Below are 18,952 nucleotides of genomic sequence, written 5' to 3'. Positions count from 1 at the left end.
TTTGGAGATTAAAGAGTGAAATATAGGGAATAGGGGAAAGTATAGTAGTATTGTGGCTTTTATTAACAGAGGAGGGATTTTTTGTCTGATAAATCCAAAAAACCAAATGATGAATCGAAAGAAACATTAACGAACAGGCAAGGGCACCCGGTAACGAATAACCAGAGTCTTAGAACTGTAGGGAACAGAGGCCCTAGTACACTTGAGAACTATGATTTCCTGGAAAAGATCAGCCACTTCGATAGGGAGCGTATCCCTGAACGGGTTGTGCATGCCCGTGGTGCAGGTGCTCATGGTTATTTCGTTCCGACCGGTAAAGCGGGGGACGAGCCGATTTCAAAATATACGAGAGCGAAGGTTTTTCAGGAAGAGGGTAAAAAAACCCCGGTATTCGTGAGATTTTCATCTGTTATTCATGGAGGGACGTCCCCGGAAACATTACGTGATCCCAGGGGATTTGCCGTTAAATTTTATACTGAGGATGGAAACTGGGATCTTGTAGGTAATAACCTGAAAATTTTCTTTATCCGTGATGCCATGAAATTCCCGGATTTGATACATGCCTTCAAACCCGATCCGGTCACGAATATTCAGGACGGCAGGAGGATTTTCGATTTTTGCTCGAGTTCGCCTGAAACATTCCATATGGTTACCTTTGTGTTTTCCCCATGGGGCATCCCGGCTAACTATCGCATGATGCAAGGGTCAGGGGTCAATACTTATAAATGGGTGAATGAAGAAGGGAAAGCGGTGCTTGTCAAGTATCACTGGGAACCGAAACAAGGGATCAAGAACCTGACACAGCAAGAGGCAAATGAAATTCAAGCGACGAATTTCAATCATGCCACACAGGACCTATATGAAGCGATCGAACGCGGGGACTATCCTGAGTGGGATCTCAACGTACAGATCATGAGTGATGATGATCACCCCGAGTTGGATTTTGATCCGCTGGATGATACGAAAATCTGGCCGAAAGATGAGTTCCCATGGCTTCATGTCGGTACGATGGTATTGAATAAAAACCCAGAAGACTATTTCACTGAAGTCGAACAGGCTGCATTCGGCACCGGTGTCCTAGTGGATGGACTGGACTTTTCCGATGACAAGATGTTACAGGGACGTACATTCTCTTATTCCGATACACAGCGTCACCGTGTCGGCGCGAATTATCTGCAATTGCCGATTAATGCTCCAAAGAAACCAACAGCCACGAATCAGACTGGCGGACAGATGCAATATGAAGTTGGCAGAGGCAGCCAAAGCCCCCACATCAACTACGAACCATCAACTGTCGGCGGCTTGAAAGAAGCCAAGCAGACGGGCAAGGAGTATACACCCATGGTGGAAGGGAAACTTGTTCGTGAGACAATCGACCGCCAAAACAATACGAAACAGGCTGGTGAAACATTCCGTGAATTCGAGGATTGGGAAAAAGACGATTTAATTTCCAATTTAGTGGCGGCATTGGCTCCTGCCGACAAGCGCATTCAGGAAAAAATGATAGCACTTGCCGAAGAGGCCGATGAAGAGTATGGCCGCAGATTGAAAGAGGGACTGGCTGCGGCAGCTGAACATACGGACTCTTCAAAACCTCTGGGTGGGACGGATAACCCTGAGGACGCGGTTAGAAAAGGACATGAAGCGGATCCATATTGATTGGGCAGGAAAGAAGCAAACTTCCCTTTAAAGGGGTTTGCCTCTTTTTTTTATGGGCATAATTGGAGGATGTGTGGAATGCTTTTCCGACGATTCCTTGAAAATCAAGTAGGAAATTGATTGGCAAAAAACTTGATAATCATTTAAACTGAAACTACTCTATTTTTCTCTTATAAAGGAGATGAAAAAATGATTAAACTTCTTTCTGCCCTTTTCCTTCCTTGTCTACTTGTCATGCTATTTTCAAGAGTCACCTATAACAATGTCGTGGGCCTTGTTTTAACTGTTGCCTTGATTACAGCTTCCGCATATAAAGGTTATACGCATACAAACTTATTGATCATCGTCGATGCCTTATCCCTGACAGTGGGGTTCTGGTTATCAAAAAGAATGATGAAACGTACATCCAAGAGCGCCTGACACCAAAGGTGCTTTTTTTGTACTCAAACATGTCATTCCCCTCAACACATCATGAAGTCCATAAAACGAAAATAGAATGGATGTTCGCTTATTGCTGGTTTGTTTTAAGGCTATTGTGGTAGAATGTGTATATATGCTTTATTAAACCGGAATAAATAGAAGGGATATAGGCATGTCCCGTTTTCATATAAAAATATTTCAATAGGAGGCTATGCTTGGTGAAGGATAAGTTTGAGTTAGTCTCAAAATACTCTCCTCAAGGAGATCAACCGGCAGCGATTGACTTGCTGGTCGAAGGGATTAAGGAAGGCAAGGAAATGCAGACGTTATTGGGAGCGACGGGGACAGGGAAAACGTTCACCGTTTCCAATGTGATTCAAAGAATCAATAAACCGACTCTTGTCATTGCCCACAATAAAACGTTGGCAGGGCAGCTTTACAGTGAGTTCAAAGAGTTCTTCCCTAATAATGCCGTTGAATACTTCGTGAGCTATTATGATTACTACCAGCCAGAGGCTTATGTCCCATCCACGGATACATTCATCGAAAAGGATGCAAGCATCAATGATGAAATCGATAAACTGCGTCACTCGGCAACCTCATCTTTGTTCGAGAGGAAAGATGTCATCATCATTGCCAGTGTTTCGTGCATATATGGCCTCGGTTCCCCTGAAGAGTACCGGGAGATGGTCGTTTCCCTCCGAACTGGCATGGAAATAGACCGGAATGCCTTGCTGCACAGACTCGTGGATATTCAATATGAGAGGAATGATATTGCTTTCCAACGAGGGACTTTCCGCGTTCGCGGTGACGTGGTCGAAATTTTCCCGGCTTCACGTGATGAACATTGTGTACGGGTCGAGTTTTTCGGGGATGAAATTGACCGCATCCGTGAAGTCGATGCCCTGACTGGCGAAATTACTGGTGAACGGGAACATATCGCCATTTTCCCGGCTTCCCACTTCGTAACCCGCGAAGAGAAAATGCGGATTGCCATTCAAAATATCGAAACGGAACTGGAAGAGCGATTGAAGGAATTAAGGGAAGATGAAAAACTCCTTGAAGCACAGCGCTTGGAGCAGCGGACCCGTTATGATTTGGAAATGATGCGGGAAATGGGCTTTTGTTCAGGGATCGAGAACTATTCCCGCCATTTAACCCTTCGCCCCTCAGGTGCGACACCATACACTTTAATGGATTACTTTCCAGAGGACTTCCTATTGGTCGTGGATGAATCACACGTAACCCTTTCGCAAATCCGCGGAATGTTCAATGGAGATCAGGCGCGGAAGCAAGTGCTCGTCGATCATGGCTTCCGTCTGCCGTCTGCAAAAGATAACCGCCCGCTAAGATTTGAAGAATTTGAAAAAAAGGTACATCAATCCATATTCGTTTCGGCAACTCCGGGACCATATGAACTTGAACATACGCCAGAAATGGTTCAGCAGATCATCCGTCCTACCGGATTGCTGGATCCGACGGTGGAAGTGCGGCCGATTGAAGGGCAGATAGATGACTTGATCGGTGAAATACAGGAGCGCGTCAAAAAGAACGAGCGTGTGCTCATTACGACCTTGACGAAAAAGATGTCTGAGGATTTAACTGATTATTTAAAGGAAATCGGCATCAAGGTCCAATATCTTCATTCGGAAGTGAAGACCTTGGAAAGGATAGAAATCATTCGGGAACTTCGAATGGGCAAATATGATGTACTCGTTGGAATCAATCTTTTAAGGGAAGGCCTGGATATACCGGAAGTGTCATTGGTGACCATTCTGGATGCCGATAAGGAAGGGTTCCTTCGCTCGGAGCGTTCGCTTATTCAAACGATGGGCCGTGCAGCCCGTAATGCCAACGGCCATGTCATCATGTATGCAGACCGCATCACGAATTCGATGGAACTTGCCATCAATGAAACGAGGCGGCGCCGTGAAATTCAGGAGAATTATAATAAAGAGCATGGAATATTGCCTCAAACCATCCAAAAGGATATCCGGGACTCCATAAGGGCGACCCATGTAGCCGAAGAAGGCGAAGAGTATAAAGAAGACCTTGCACCAAGCCTCGCGAAGCTCCCTAAAAAAGAGCGTTTAAAAGTGATGGAGAGCATGGAAAAAGAAATGAAGGAAGCGGCAAAGGCACTGGATTTCGAGCGAGCTGCCGAGCTGCGTGATTTATTACTAGAGTTGAAAGCGGAAGGGTGACGAAACATGGCAATGGATAAAATTGTGATAAAAGGCGCCAGGGCCAACAATTTAAAGAATATTGATATCACGATACCGAGAGACAAACTTGTTGTGCTGACCGGATTATCCGGATCTGGAAAGTCTTCCTTGGCTTTTGATACGATTTATGCAGAAGGGCAAAGACGTTATGTAGAATCACTGTCCGCTTATGCTCGTCAATTCTTAGGACAAGTGGATAAACCGGATGTCGATGCGATCGAAGGCTTGTCACCAGCCATTTCCATAGACCAGAAAACGACCAGTCGAAACCCTCGTTCAACCGTAGGGACTGTTACGGAGATCTATGATTATTTAAGGCTGTTATTTGCACGTGTCGGCAGACCGACCTGTCCGATCCATAATATTGAAATCACCTCACAAACGATTGAGCAAATGGTGGACCGCATTCTTGATTACCCTGAGCGAACCAAGCTTCAGGTATTGGCACCGCTTGTCTCAGGCAGAAAAGGGACACATGCAAAAGTTTTGGAGGAAGTTAAGAAACAAGGATATGTCCGCATTCGTGTGAATGGGGAAATGCATGATCTTAGTGAGGAGATCACTCTCGAAAAAAATAAAAAGCATTCAATCGAGGTCATCATAGACCGGATCGTCATTAAAGAGGGTATCATGGCACGGCTCGCAGATTCATTGGAAAGTGCTTTGCAGCTTGGCGAAGGCAAAGTCATCATTGACGTCATGGGCGAGGAAGAGCTGCTGTTCAGTGAACATCATGCTTGTCCATACTGCGGATTTTCGATTGAAGAGCTAGAGCCGAGAATGTTCTCTTTCAATAGCCCGTTTGGGGCATGCCCGGATTGTGATGGCTTGGGGGCGAGGCTTGAGGTGGACCGTGATCTGGTCATCCCGAATAATGAATTAAGCCTCCGTCAACATGCGATTGCGCCATGGGAACCGACGAGCTCCCAATATTATCCGCAGCTCCTTGAAGCGGTGGCCAACCATTATGGGATAGATATGGATGTGCCCGTTAAAGATTTACCGCAAGAGAAGATGGATAAGGTCTTGCTTGGTTCAGGTAAAGATAAGATATATTTCCGTTATAAAAATGATTTTGGAAGAGTGCAAGAAGGATATATTCCTTTTGAAGGAGTTTTAAGAAACATCGAAAGGCGCTTCAAGGAGACGAGTTCAGACTATATTCGTGAGCAAATGCAGAAATATATGTCGGAACATCACTGTCCGGCCTGTAAGGGTCACCGATTGAAAAAAGAGAGTCTTTCCGTGCTCATTCAAGGGGTCCATATAAGTGAAACGACAGCCTTATCAGTGGAAGATGCTTTAGTATTTTTCGATGAGCTTGATTTGACTGAAAAGGAAGCTGCAATTGCGAGATTGATTTTACGTGAAATTCGTGAGCGGCTCGGTTTCCTGGCTAATGTAGGTTTGGAATATTTGACGTTGAGCAGGGCAGCGGGAACATTATCAGGCGGTGAAGCACAGCGGATACGTTTGGCTACGCAGATCGGTTCCCGATTGACGGGAGTACTCTATATTTTGGATGAACCTTCAATAGGGCTGCACCAGAGGGATAACGATCGATTGATCGATACATTGAAGAATATGCGCGAAATCGGGAACACCCTGATTGTCGTCGAGCATGATGAAGATACGATGATTGCTGCGGATTATTTGATCGATGTCGGTCCTGGAGCAGGAGCACATGGAGGGGAAATAGTGGCCGCTGGTACTCCGGAAGAGGTCATGAATAATCCTAAATCCTTAACGGGCCAATATCTGGCAGGGAAGAAATTCATTCCATTGCCATTGGAACGCCGAAAAAATGATGGCCGTGTCATTGAGATAAAAGGTGCCAAGGAAAATAATTTGAAAAACGTTAATGTGAAATTCCCGCTAGGGGTCTTTACTGCCGTTACAGGAGTCTCTGGATCCGGGAAAAGTACATTAGTCAATGAAATCCTCCATAAATCGTTGGCTCAAAAGCTGAATCGGGCAAAAGCCAGACCAGGTGATTTCCGTGAGATCAAGGGAATTGAGCATTTAGATAAAGTCATTGATATCGACCAATCACCGATCGGCAGAACCCCACGATCGAATCCAGCTACCTATACGGGTGTATTCGATGATGTTCGTGACGTATTTGCCTCGACTAATGAAGCGAAGATCCGCGGTTATAAAAAAGGAAGGTTCAGTTTTAATGTGAAGGGCGGCCGCTGTGAAGCATGCCGTGGTGATGGCATTATCAAGATTGAAATGCATTTCCTTCCGGATGTCTATGTCCCATGTGAAATCTGTCATGGGAAACGTTATAACCGGGAAACTCTTGAAGTGAAATATAAAGGGAAAAACATTTCCGACATCCTCGATATGACAGTTGAGGAAGGTGTTGGTTTCTTTGAAAATATCCCGAAAATCAAACGGAAGCTACAAACGATTTATGATGTTGGATTGGGTTATATCAAGCTTGGACAGCCTGCTACCACTTTATCAGGCGGTGAAGCGCAAAGGGTGAAGCTTGCTTCTGAATTGCATCGCCGTTCCACTGGGCGCTCCTTTTATATCTTGGATGAACCAACTACCGGACTTCATGTCCACGATATAGCAAGGCTGCTACAGGTTCTGCAGCGGCTGGTTGACAATGGGGATACAGTTCTGGTGATCGAGCATAATCTGGATGTCATCAAGACGGCGGACCATATTATTGACCTGGGCCCGGAAGGCGGAGATAAGGGCGGAACGATCGTCACTTATGGAACACCTGAAAAAATATGTGAAGTTTCCGAATCGTATACGGGAAAATACTTAAAACCTGTACTTACCCGTGATCAAATTCGCATGGAAAATTGGATTGAAGAAAAACAAACCCAGCATGAACATGCATAAAAGAACAAGCCATCAGGCTTGTTCAGTTTGTAGACAAAAGGGTTCGGAATTAAAAAATTCCGAACCCTTTTGACATTTGTGTGGAATCTAAATAACTGGATCAATACTTGGGCGTCCTACCTCTGAATACATTTCTTTCACCAAATCATAAATGAAAGAGAGGGGTTAATGGCAGCCTCGATTTTACGAACCAAATGGTTCGCTGGCACCAGATGATTTCGTTGAATAGAAGCATGTTTAGAAAGCATCTTTATCACCTCAAGTTTTATTCATTCTATTTTAGAACAATGAAGACTTTAGGTAAAAGGGTCTCTAAAAGTTAAATCAAAGTTGATTGGAACGGAAGGTGCGAGACTCCTGCGGGAAAAGCGAGGCTCCCGGACCGCCCGCGGAAAGCGAGTGCCTTGAGAGGAAATCAACGTTCAATTTGTCTGCAGTCTGGAACAAGCCATCAGGCTTTTTTTATGTAGAAAAATGACGGTGGGCATTTAATCAATCATTTGATTAAAGAATGGGAAAACAAGATATTTCCGGGGAAATCATAAATCTCCCGTTTCGGAAATTGTCATTTTCCTTTGTCGAATGATAGGAAAAACGGTATTTATGAAACTTTTTAAATATCTGGGCGTATGTATGAATAAAATGATAGAAGAAAGCGAGGAATGTTCATGCAGGAGGAAAGAAAGAAAATCTTAGAAATGATTCAGGATGGAAAGTTATCAGCGGAAGAAGCCATGGGCTTATTGGAAGAATTAGATAAAGCCAGTCAGGAAAGTGAAGCTAAAGAGCAAAAATTGCAAAATGAATTATCGACGGTTGTCGTGGATAAGAAAAGCGAGGGAAGCACCCAGGATACGTTTAAGAAGAATATCCAGTCATCGAAAGAAAAGATTATGGATTTCGTTGAAAGTGCTTTTAAGAAAATCAAAGAAACGGACCTTGATTTCAATTTTGGGAAATCTGTAGAGTTCAGTCATATTTTCCAGCATGATCATGATTTCCTGAATGAAGTTGATGTGGATATAGCAAATGGGAAAATAAAAATCGCCGCATGGGACCATAATGATGTCCGGGTAGAGTGTGAAGCTAAGGTATACCGTGTGGAAGATATAGAAGAAGCCAGGAAGAACTTCTTAGAAGAAGTCGATTTCACGATTGAAAATGGAAAATTGAGGTTCAAGGTTCGTGAAAAATCCATAAAGGTTGATACGATCATGTACATTCCAAGGAAGGAATATGAGGATATCCATGTAAGGATGTTCAATGGCGCTATCACGACTGAATCATTGAAATCAGAGAACCTTAAAGCGAAGACGGCGAATGGTGCCATTCATATCATGCAGGGTACGGGTGATTCGTGTGAGCTTGAAACAGCTAACGGGATGATCACCATTTCGGATACCAACTTTAATGACTTGGAAGCCGAGACCCTGAATGGAGCGATTAATGCCGATGGATACTTCAAGAAATTGGATGTCCAAACTTTCAATGGGGAAATCATCTGTACGAATTCAGGGATGGATTGCGATTCGATCCATGCTAAGTCAGTCACTGGAAAAGTCCTGCTGACCCTGCCACCAGGTAAGGCGATCGAAGGAGAGCTGAAATCCAATTTAGGAAGCTTTAATGTAACTTTGGAAGGGATGACCATCATCGAAGAGAAAAGTGATGTGGTTCAGAAGGTCCTTAAGTTTAAGACGGTTAAGGAAGAGGTTCCTGTGCTTCATGTTTTTGCAGAAACCAAGACTGCAGCGATAACGGTTTTCTGAAGAAAAAGAAAGCGCACTGATATAGCTGGCGGGCTCAGAATGTAGGCAAACTCGGCAAAAATCGGGTATGCCTACATTTTTTTATGGCTTGTCCAATTTGGATGTTGATTTCCGCTCCCGAAGCTCGCTTTCCGCATGCGGGGTCTTCCCTTGATGCACTTTCGCAGGAGTCTCGCACACTTGCTCTTCAATCAACTTTGGTATTAAATTTGGATAGAAACCATATCTAAGGAGTTGATTTGGGAACATCATTTGATGAAAAATACGTTTTGTGATCCCTTTTGGCTACAAAGTGATCCCGCCAATATAAATTTGGGGTTTTCTTAGGATTCATGCAGTTTCATCCCATCTCTTTCCTGTTCCCGGGACCTTACCGCTGTCATCATCCTGTTGCAATGAATAAAAAAACAGTAAATCGATAATGCTTTGTTTGGTTATTAACAGAAAAATGCTAAAATAGAAAAAGTATCTCGAAAAATAGCAACGCTCCAAAAGGAGGAAAGATATATGGCAAAAGTCCGTACAAAGGATATAGTAGAAGCGTTCGGTCTAGAACTTATCAGTGGGGAAGAAGGAATTAACCGACCAATAGTCACGAGTGATTTATCTCGTCCCGGACTTGAAATAGCCGGTTTTTTTGATTATTATCCCGCGGATCGAGTACAGCTTTTAGGTATGACGGAGATGTCCTTTTTTAATCGGTTGAATGAACCGGAGCGAATACAGAGGATGGAAGAGTTGTGCAGGGACTTTACTCCAGGCATCATCATTACGCGTGGTCAGGAAGTACCGATAGAATTGATCGAAGCTTCTGAGCGGGAATCCGTTCCTGTGATGAGATCTAATATGAAGACAACAAGGTTATACAGCCGTCTGACCAATTTCCTTGAAAGCAGGTTGGCACCAACTACTGCTGTTCATGGTGTATTGGTGGACATCTATGGGTTAGGGGTGTTGATCACCGGGAAAAGCGGAGTCGGTAAAAGTGAGACAGCCCTGGAGTTAGTGAAACGGGGGCATCGTCTCGTAGCCGATGACTGCGTCGAAATCAGGCAGGAAGACCAAGATACGCTAGTAGGGAATGCCCCGGATTTAATCGAACATCTTCTTGAAATAAGAGGATTGGGAATCATTAATGTAATGACGCTTTTTGGGGCTGGTGCAGTCCGGAGCAACAAAAAGATCTCAATCGTCATCAATCTGGAACTATGGGAAAAAAACAAGCAGTATGACCGGGTTGGTCTTGATGAGGAAAAAATGAAAATCATCGATACGGAAGTGACGAAAATTACCGTACCTGTCCGTCCAGGGCGAAATTTAGCTGTTATCATTGAAGTGGCAGCCATGAATTACCGCCTGAAACGAATGGGAGTAAATGCTGCAGAACAGTTTTCAGATCGCTTGAACCATGCCATTGCAGATCCGGAACATGATGAATTTTAATAGGTTATAGGAAAAGAGGGGACAAAATGGAACAAGGAATACAGCCGCTGAATCCAATCGCGATAGATCTTGGTCCCATCCAGGTACATTGGTATGGACTTATTATCGGTTTCGGTGTGTTATTGGGTCTTATTATTGCTTTGAGGGAATCTGAGCGGAGAGGCCTAGATAAGGAAATATTTACTGATATGATTTTGTTTGCTGTCCCGATCGCAATCATTTGTGCCCGTATTTATTATGTGATCTTTCAATGGGAGTACTATTCACAAAACCCGGGGGATATCATAAAAATATGGAATGGCGGAATTGCCATACATGGTGCGTTGATTGGATCGGTGCTGACTGCCATCGTTTTTGCCAAGGTCAAGAAAGTGTCATTTTGGAAGCTCGCGGACATTGCTGCACCGAGCTTATTGTTGGGGCAGGCGATTGGCCGTTGGGGTAATTTCATGAATCAGGAAGCGCATGGGGGAGAAATAACAAGGTCATTCCTGGAAAATATGCATTTGCCTGAATTCATCATAAATCAAATGTACATAAACGGTACGTATTATCACCCGACCTTTTTGTATGAATCGATTTGGAACATCGCCGGTGTCATCATCCTCTTAATTTTACGGAAAGTGAACTTGCGCAGGGGGGAACTATTTTTAACCTATGTATTATGGTATTCCATCGGCCGTTTTTACATTGAAGGATTGCGGACGGATAGTTTGATGCTGACGGAGTCACTGCGTATCGCACAAGTGATCTCGATTGTGTTGGTAGTTGTAGCCATTGCTTTGGTGGTCTATAGAAGGGTCAGCGGGCATGCAAACAAACGGTATTTAGATGCATAGGGAATATGTGTAAAGGGAGAGGGCATAGTGATAGTAGATTCGATTAAAAAGGGACTTCTTTCAGGCTTGAATACAACTTGGTCTTTGGGGAAAGTGATATTTCCAGTCACTTTGATCGTCACTGTGCTTCAATATACGCCTGTATTGCCATTCATCATTAACTTGATAGCGCCTTTGATGAATCTCATCGGCCTTCCAGGGGATGCGGCAATTCCGCTTGTGTTAGGGAATTTCCTGAATTTATACGCGGCGATCGCTGGCATATTAACACTTGATTTGACTGTGAAAGAAGTTTTTATTATCGCTATGATGCTATCTTTTTCACATAATTTATTGATCGAGTCAGGTGTGGCAATGAAAACCGGTGTCAAGCTGTGGATCATCCTAACGGTACGGATCGGACTTGCACTTTTATCAGCTATCGTCATCAATCTTGTTTGGCAGGGCGGATCTGAAATGGCCCAAGGAGCGGCTATCGGGGAGGCTGCAGAGATTAACGGAGCGGGTGCAATCCTTTTACATGGGGTCATCCAGGCACTTTCCGGAATCGGTCAGCTGGCGGTCATCGTTATTCCGCTCATGGTGGCGGTTCAAATCATGAAAGATTTAAAATGGCTGGAAGCCTTCTCGAAAGCCCTTGCTCCCTTCATGAAGGTCCTGGGGATGAAGCCGAATGCTTCCATGCCTTTCGTTACAGGTCTGACTCTCGGTTTGGCATATGGGGCAGGCGTAATGATCCAAGCCGCTAAAGAAGATAATGTATCGAAGAAGGATATGACGATTGCGTTCATCTTTTTAGTTGCCTGCCATGCTGTTGTAGAAGACACACTGATTTTTATTCCGCTGGGGATTCCGGTCTTGCCATTGTTGCTTATTCGGCTACTCACTGCCATTGTTTTAACGATGGCCGTTGCGTATATATGGAATCGGACTGACAGGGTACAGAGAAAGGAAGCTGTATATGAACAGTAACATAACTACATTATTATTTGATCTTGATGGGACGTTGATCAATACAAATGAATTGATCATTGCCTCTTTTACTGAAACTTTAAACCACTTTTGTCCTGGAAAGTTCAAACGGGAAGATATCATTCCATTTATCGGACCGACTTTGGTCGATACTTTCTCCTCCATTGATCCAAAACGTGTGGATGATATGATCGCTTACTATCGGGAGCATAATTGGAGGAATCATGATTTGCTTGTCACACAATTTGACGGGGTGTTCGAAACCGTTCAAACGTTGAAGCAGAGCGGTTATAAATTGGCAGTCGTTACGACAAAGAAGCGTGATGTCGTTGAAAAGGGCCTGTGTTTAAGCAAACTGGATCAATTCTTTGAAGTGGTGGTCACACTGGATGAAGTGGAAAAGGCGAAGCCGGACCCAGAGCCTTTGGTAAAAGCTTTAAATCAACTCGGTTCGGTTCCTGAAGAAGCGATCATGATTGGCGACAGTTATCATGATATCATGGGCGGTAAAAATACAGGCACAAAAACGGCAGGGGTCTCATGGTCCATTAAAGGCCGTGAATTCTTGGAAAGTTTTCACCCTGATTATATGCTTGAGCAGATGGCGGATTTATTGAATATCGTTGAGGTTGAAAAACTCACGGAGGCTAGAAAATGAGACGCACGTCCCGCCATCCAGTTGAAGGGGCAAATTCACTATGGCATGTATATAAGACCGTTCCATTCTGGAAAGTCGTAAAGAATTTTGTTGTGATACAGCTAGCGCGTTATACGCCTTTTCTGGGCATGAAGAATTGGCTATACAGGACTTTTTTACATATGAAAGTAGGAAAGCATACTTCGTTTGCCTTGATGGTCATGCCGGATGTGATGTTTCCGGAAAAAATATCGGTTGGAATGAATACTGTCATTGGCTATAATACGACGATTCTTGCTCATGAATATTTGATTCATGAATATCGTTTAGGAGATGTAGTCATTGGTGATGAAGTATTGATTGGAGCCAATTCGACCATTCTTCCAGGACTTTCAATTGGTAATGGGGCGATTGTCTCTGCGGGGACGCTTGTCCATAAGGATGTTCCGGAGGGAGCTTTCGTCGGGGGAAATCCAATGAAAATCATATATACCAAAGAGGAAATGCTTGAGAGAGAGCAGCAAACTTCCCTATGAATGAAAAAAAGGACTTGCCCATATATGCGGCAAGTCCTTTTAAATGGCATTTTGGGTATAACGGAGTCAGTTCATTCTTAAGATGCTCCATCACTTCGTTGATTGATACATTTTCCTGGTTCACCGTTGCTTCATACGTTTCTTTTAAAATTTGAAAAAACCTTTGCTGTGCCTGTTTTTCCATGTTGAGTTTGTCCTCCTATCATCTATTGAAGATTTATGAAAGGGGGCTGAACAACTTCAGCCCTGCATCTCATTTACCTAGCTCCGATTTCAATAAATCGGCAACCAATACGTATCGTTCCGGTGCACTGCCAATATATGAAAAAGGATAGCAGGTTGTTACTGTAAGTGTGGCTTTAGGCTTGGGAACGATCACGGTACGGTCATCTGCATCGACGATACGAACCTTCCTCACTTTATATGTAAACGTACCGGCTTCTGTCTTGGCAATCAGCAAGTCACCCTCGCCGACATCACCTAGATCTCTGAAAATTGTATCTCGGTGACCGGATAAAACGGAATTATCCTTTTCACCGGGGAGGACGGACCCCGCATAATGGCCGACGCCCTTTTCGAGTTCATCTTCGTCCGTTCCGTGATAAATTGGGAGTGTTGCCTCGATTTTCGGAATATAAAGCTCACCCATCAAATCACCTGTCTCCGGTCGTTCTTCATATAGTTCAAGCCCATCGGGAATATCAGCTTTAGGCTTCGGTTCGGGTAGCTTAGCCGTCGCTTCCGTTGTGTCAGATTTATTCCATTTATATAGGGCATAGCCTTTTAACAGCGTATAGGCATTTGTCGTTGTAAAATAAAAACCTAAGGTTAAAATGCAGACAGCAGTGATAAGTAACGTTTTTTTCTTATGCCTGGATTGCCTATTTTTGCTCATCTTAATTAGTGAGTCTCGCTTTTCTGATTAATCCGAAAGCGATAACCATTAACGCTAAACCGATTAAAGCGCCGAATAAGTAATTACCAGCCGTTTTAGGAAGCACTCCGCCTTTTTCCGTTTTATGATCAGGTTTTGTGGGTTTTTTCTTTTCCTTTTTTACCTCAACCACTTTAGAAATGACCTCAGTGGATTGTTTAATGTCATTACCGGTTTCCTTCACTAAATCGGAACCGATCATTTCACCTGTCAATGTAAAATCGAGCAAAAAATTGCCGTTTAAATCATAAATGGAAACTAGTAAACTGGCATTCGTCAATTCCTTAAGTTGGAATAAAGCCTCAAGGGATAGGTTTGTCGTGACACCATCCTGAATTAAGGCGAATTTGAATTGAATTTGCAGCAAGCTTTGAAGATCCTTATATATAGAAAGCAATTCTGCCACTTGTTCTGCAGATAATTCATCAATTGTTTCAAAATCCTCGAGTTGATCCATCCTATCGGAGATCGCCATTAAACGAGCTTCAAAAGAAGGGTCTTCGACGATAGGCAAAAGGTGGTTCATGAATCTATCGAGCTCTTCGTCAGTAAGGCCGATCTCAGTAAAGAGACCATCCATTAAATCGATGATCTCTTCGTCATCATATTCCATCTCTTCCTCATCATAATCCATTTCTAAATCGATGATATCCTCAATATCGTAAATGAAATGGAAGGTATCGATGATCGAATCCCCCTCTTCCAGTTCGCCGTATTCTATTAATAATTCCGTAAGTTCAGCTTCTGTCATTTCATATTGTTTAAGTAGATTCTGGATGGTCTCAGGTGTGACGGCCGGTCCCAATGTATCACGCAACTCTTCTACCGATTTCAGTTCATTCAATGATAAGTCGTAATAGGATAAATACTCTTCCAATTCTTCTTGCGTCATTCTAACTTCAGAAAGGTATGCATTAAGCTCATCCTGGTTGATCTTAGTTGCCGCAAAACCCTTCGTTCCGCTTAAACCCAGTGAAAAAAGAACGATAAATGCCAAAAAAAACGAAAAATATTTCTTCATTCCCATATCCCCCTAAAATTTTCTAATATTACCAAACTCCTAAACATTATAAAACAGCTAAACCAAAAGGTATACATTAATAACGGTGAATGGCTAAAAATAGGAAGGAATATTCGGGTGGAAAGGTACAACTCCTTCCGTTTGGACTTTAACCGATCATGAAGAATATCCAAGACCGCCATGGTATTGAAGTAATGAGATTAGGCATATTTCCCTTGACGTAAGGTGGGGGCAGGGGTAAACTATTAATAACTTCAACCTACTACCATATTAGCGAACTAAAGTGTATTGATCGATTATTGTGATTATTTATATTATTATGTCAGTTTATTTGTTACTATTTTTATATGTTATCCGAAATTTGGATTTAAGCGTGAAACCTTGGAAAGATAAAGGATAAACATAATTAGGAATGGGTGTATCGGTTTTTGCCTATAGGCGGACCGATTGGATATAGATAGTAATCAAAATTTCCAAAGGATGTGCAGTCGTGACAAAGCCATTTATGTTTGAAAAACCGTTAGGCATGAGAGATACATTGCCGGTGCTGTATGAAACGAAAGTATCGGCAAGAAATAAAATGAGTGATGAAATCAAGAAGTGGGGCTATCAATTTATTGAAACGCCTGCTTTGGAATATTATGAAACAATTGGCGATGCTTCGGCAATCTTGGATCAACAGTTGTTTAAACTTCTTGATTCCCAGGGGCATACGCTCGTACTCCGTCCCGAGATGACAGCTCCCATTGCACGGGTCGCAGCATCCAAACTGCTAAAACAGCAAATTCCGCTTCGCCTGGCCTATTCCGCGAATGTATACCGCGCACAGCAGCGTGAAGGAGGCAGGCCGGCAGAATTCGAACAGATTGGCATCGAATGTATCGGAAATAAGTCTATAAGTGCCGATGCTGAAATGATTGCCCTGCTTGCGGATGCACTAAAGGCTGCAGGGCTCCAGGAATTTAAGATTTCCATTGGACATATCGGATTTCTGCAAGAATTTTTCTTAAGCATTCTAGGTACGGAGGAAAGAGCCTCTATATTAAGGAAGTTTTTGTACGAAAAAAATTATGTCGGTTATCGCGAGCATGTTAAATCACTGCCGCTTTCATCAATTGATAAACAACGGCTTATCGAATTTACCTCATTAAGGGGCAGTGAAGGAACCCTGAGCAAGGCGCTAGGGTTGGTGGAAAATAATAAAGGGCAAGATTCTTTGGCTGAACTGAAGGGATTGTCTGCGCAGCTGAAAGAATTTGACGTTGAACAATATGTGAGCTTCGACTTGACATTGGTCAGTCATATGAGTTATTACACGGGAACTTTATTTGAGGTGTATGCCGGGCAAGTGGGTTCGCCAATCGGCAATGGCGGCCGGTATGATAATCTGCTTGCGAAGTTCGGCTGGAATGCTTCGGCCACAGGTTTTGCAATCCGGGTGGATCGTCTTGCAGAAGCTCTTGGGGAGCCGATCCAGCCTGTCGCGCCAGAATGCATTTTATTCAGTCCCGAACGGAGATTGGAAGCAATTCAATTTGCAAGAAAAAAACGCTCCGAAGGGAAATTGGTAACGATTCAAGATATTACGGTCGTCCAAAATGTCGATGCTTTTACACGGACATTTTCTGAAGTTCATTTATTCGTAGGGAATGGGGGGAATGGAAAAGATGAATAATAGCTTTTTAACGATTGCCATGCCGAAAGGGAGAATATTTGAAGAAGCGGCAGAGCTGTTAAGAAGGGCCGGTTTTCGTCTCCCTCCCGAGTTTGATGATTCCCGGAAATTGATCCTTGAAGTGGAAGAGGAGAATCTGCGGTTCATTTTAGCAAAACCGATGGATGTCGTAACATATGTGGAACACGGCGTCGCTGACATTGGCATTGCAGGGAAGGATGTCATGTTGGAAGAAGAACGTGATGTCTATGAGTTACTTGATTTGAAAATCAGTGCCTGCTACTTGGCAGTAGCTGGATTGCCTGGTACGAAAATAAGTGACATCGCCCCCAAAATAGCGAGTAAATACCCGAACGTTGCTTCCAGTTATTTTCGCGAGCAGGGGGAGCAAGTCGAGATTATAAAGTTGAATGGGTCTATTGAGTTAGCACCGTTAATCGGTTTAGCTGAACGAATCGTCGATATCGTTTCAACGGGGCGGACATTGAAGGAAAACGGGCTTGTGGAATATGCAAAAATCGCCAATGTGACTTCGAGGCTGGTAGCAAACCCTGTCAGCTATCGAATTAAAGAAGCAAGGATTACCGAAATCGTGGAACGGCTAGCAGAAATTATTGAATAGTAAAGAATCGCTAATGAGGTGAAGGTATGAAAATAGAACGGTTTGCTGAAGGGATTTCACTGAAACGCTCGGTTGAGGCAGGTACTGCCGACCAAAGAAAAGCGGTTCAGGATATTATTTATGATGTCAGGAAAAGCGGAAACGCCGCTTTACATACCTATACCGAACGTTTCGATGGTGTCAGTCCAGGGGAATTACTTGTATCGGAACAGGAATTGGAAGAAGCGACGGCGGCCTTGACTGCTGAGCAGCTTGATATTATTCAAGAAGCTGCAAATAATATTCGAATGTTTCACGAGAAACAAATTCGAAATTCATGGTTTACGACTGATGATACAGGAACGATGCTAGGACAAAAATTGACACCGCTTGATGCTGTAGGTGTTTATGTACCTGGTGGCACAGCGGCATATCCTTCGTCAGTATTGATGAATGTGTTGCCTGCGAAGGCCGCGGGGGTGGAACGGATCGTCATGGTTTCCCCTCCAGGAAAAGATGGGAAATTATCGCCAGCGGTTTTGGCAGCTGCCAAAATTGCCGGGGTTAAGGAAATCTATAAAGTTGGCGGGGCCCAGGCTATAGCTGCTCTCGCTTATGGGACGGAAACAATTAAGAAAGTGGATAAAATAGTGGGTCCGGGAAATATTTATGTGGCGTTAGCGAAGCGCGAAGTTTTCGGGGATGTTGCCATTGATATGATAGCAGGTCCAAGTGAAATAGCGATATTGGCGGACGAATCGGCCATCGCTGCAGAAGTTGCGGCAGACTTGCTATCACAGGCGGAGCATGATGCCCGAGCATGCAGTGTTTTGGTGACGACGTCAACGTCTCTGGCAGAGGAAGTGGCAGCAGAAGTGACCAAGCAGGTGGCGTTACTTCCACGCCATGATATTGCTGCAGCATCCATAAGGGATTACGGACGGATCGTTGTATGCGGGAATATGGCAGAAGCGGTTGAAGCGATTAATGAACTTGCACCGGAACATTTGGAAATTGTGGCCAAGGATGGACTTGAAATCATGGCTAAAATTCGCCATGCCGGGGCAATCTTCATTGGCCGCTTTAGTTCGGAGCCCGTCGGGGATTACTTTGCAGGTCCCAATCATGTGTTGCCTACCAATGGAACCGCCCGTTTTTCCAGTCCGCTGAATGTGGATGATTTCCAAAAGAAATCGAGCATCATCATGTATAGTGAAACGGCCTTCCGCAAAAATGCAGAAAAAATCGCAGCATTTGCCCGGATGGAAGGACTCGAGGCTCATGCACGTGCCATTGAATCACGTGCTGTGAATGAATCCGGAAAAAGTCCTGAATTATTAAAATAAGTGCAATCTG

At 43.7% G+C, this 18,952-nt stretch carries 15 protein-coding genes and 1 pseudogene; 13 read left to right on the top strand and 3 right to left on the bottom strand.

Features of this window, described 5'->3' with window-relative positions; all coding sequences use genetic code 11:
* Window positions 1-81: 81 nt before the first annotated feature.
* From QNH43_RS26185 to uvrA, 4 genes are all read left to right on the top strand, one after another.
* Window positions 82-1,659 carry a catalase gene (locus QNH43_RS26185; protein ID WP_283916272.1) on the top strand — a complete coding sequence of 526 codons (1,578 nt, stop codon included), beginning with the start codon at window positions 82-84 and terminating at the stop codon, window positions 1,657-1,659.
* A gap of 189 nt (window positions 1,660-1,848) precedes the next feature.
* Complete coding sequence (locus tag QNH43_RS26180) at window positions 1,849-2,079, top strand: CsbA family protein (protein WP_192207123.1); 231 nt, start codon at window positions 1,849-1,851, stop codon at window positions 2,077-2,079.
* A gap of 218 nt (window positions 2,080-2,297) precedes the next feature.
* Window positions 2,298-4,283, top strand: coding sequence for an excinuclease ABC subunit UvrB (gene uvrB / locus QNH43_RS26175; protein ID WP_283916271.1), 1,986 nt, complete (start codon window positions 2,298-2,300; stop codon window positions 4,281-4,283).
* 6 nt (window positions 4,284-4,289) lie between these two features.
* Window positions 4,290-7,169: an excinuclease ABC subunit UvrA gene (gene uvrA / locus QNH43_RS26170; protein ID WP_283916270.1), complete on the top strand. Its 2,880-nt coding sequence runs from the start codon at window positions 4,290-4,292 to the stop codon at window positions 7,167-7,169.
* 90 nt (window positions 7,170-7,259) lie between these two features.
* Here uvrA and QNH43_RS27905 read toward each other — a convergent pair.
* Window positions 7,260-7,417: pseudogene (locus tag QNH43_RS27905) on the bottom strand (IS5/IS1182 family transposase); the annotation flags it as partial.
* 420 nt (window positions 7,418-7,837) lie between these two features.
* On the opposite strand from QNH43_RS27905, the gene QNH43_RS26165 reads away from it, so the two are divergent.
* From QNH43_RS26165 to QNH43_RS26140, 6 genes are all read left to right on the top strand, one after another.
* The gene (locus QNH43_RS26165) at window positions 7,838-8,938 is read left to right on the top strand and encodes a DUF4097 family beta strand repeat-containing protein (RefSeq protein ID WP_283916269.1); all 1,101 of its coding nucleotides are present in this window, start codon (window positions 7,838-7,840) and stop codon (window positions 8,936-8,938) included.
* A gap of 507 nt (window positions 8,939-9,445) precedes the next feature.
* Window positions 9,446-10,381, top strand: coding sequence for an HPr(Ser) kinase/phosphatase (hprK, locus tag QNH43_RS26160; RefSeq protein ID WP_076368260.1), 936 nt, complete (start codon window positions 9,446-9,448; stop codon window positions 10,379-10,381).
* A gap of 26 nt (window positions 10,382-10,407) precedes the next feature.
* A complete protein-coding gene (lgt, locus tag QNH43_RS26155) occupies window positions 10,408-11,220 on the top strand; it encodes a prolipoprotein diacylglyceryl transferase (protein ID WP_283916268.1) in 813 nt (270 codons plus the stop codon).
* A gap of 27 nt (window positions 11,221-11,247) precedes the next feature.
* Window positions 11,248-12,192 (top strand): nucleoside recognition domain-containing protein, encoded by a 945-nt coding sequence (locus QNH43_RS26150; RefSeq protein WP_076368258.1) that lies wholly within the window; start codon window positions 11,248-11,250, stop codon window positions 12,190-12,192.
* Window positions 12,182-12,850, top strand: a complete 669-nt coding sequence (gene ppaX, locus QNH43_RS26145; protein WP_283916267.1) for a pyrophosphatase PpaX — start codon at window positions 12,182-12,184, stop codon at window positions 12,848-12,850. The genes QNH43_RS26150 and ppaX overlap by 11 nt, the downstream gene beginning before the upstream one ends.
* Complete coding sequence (locus QNH43_RS26140) at window positions 12,847-13,365, top strand: acyltransferase (RefSeq protein ID WP_283916266.1); 519 nt, start codon at window positions 12,847-12,849, stop codon at window positions 13,363-13,365. Before ppaX ends, QNH43_RS26140 begins: the two co-directional genes overlap by 4 nt.
* A 253-nt stretch (window positions 13,366-13,618) precedes the next feature.
* Here the strand turns inward: QNH43_RS26140 and QNH43_RS26135 are convergent, their stop codons facing one another.
* On the bottom strand, window positions 13,619-14,260 hold the full coding sequence (locus tag QNH43_RS26135) for a class D sortase (protein WP_283916265.1): 642 nt from the start codon (window positions 14,258-14,260) through the stop codon (window positions 13,619-13,621).
* A 1-nt stretch (window position 14,261) separates the two neighbouring features.
* A complete protein-coding gene (locus QNH43_RS26130) occupies window positions 14,262-15,320 on the bottom strand; it encodes a processed acidic surface protein (RefSeq protein ID WP_283916264.1) in 1,059 nt (352 codons plus the stop codon).
* A 490-nt stretch (window positions 15,321-15,810) separates the two neighbouring features.
* Here QNH43_RS26130 and QNH43_RS26125 point away from each other — a divergent pair, with 490 nt between their 5' ends.
* From QNH43_RS26125 to hisD, 3 genes are read left to right on the top strand one after another with little or no spacing between them, the layout of a single operon-like run.
* Window positions 15,811-16,995, top strand: a complete 1,185-nt coding sequence (locus QNH43_RS26125; protein ID WP_283916263.1) for an ATP phosphoribosyltransferase regulatory subunit — start codon at window positions 15,811-15,813, stop codon at window positions 16,993-16,995.
* Complete coding sequence (hisG, locus tag QNH43_RS26120) at window positions 16,988-17,617, top strand: ATP phosphoribosyltransferase (RefSeq protein WP_034311625.1); 630 nt, start codon at window positions 16,988-16,990, stop codon at window positions 17,615-17,617. Before QNH43_RS26125 ends, hisG begins: the two co-directional genes overlap by 8 nt.
* 26 nt (window positions 17,618-17,643) lie before the next feature.
* Window positions 17,644-18,942, top strand: a complete 1,299-nt coding sequence (hisD, locus tag QNH43_RS26115; RefSeq protein WP_283916262.1) for a histidinol dehydrogenase — start codon at window positions 17,644-17,646, stop codon at window positions 18,940-18,942.
* The last annotated feature ends 10 nt before the right edge of the window (window positions 18,943-18,952 follow it).

The sequence above is a fragment of the Peribacillus simplex genome (genome assembly GCF_030123325.1).
GTDB classification, from domain to species: Bacteria; Bacillota; Bacilli; order Bacillales; family DSM-1321; genus Peribacillus; species Peribacillus simplex_D.
The sequence above is the reverse complement of the archived record's forward strand: the minus strand, read 5'-3'. Positions and strand labels throughout refer to the sequence as shown.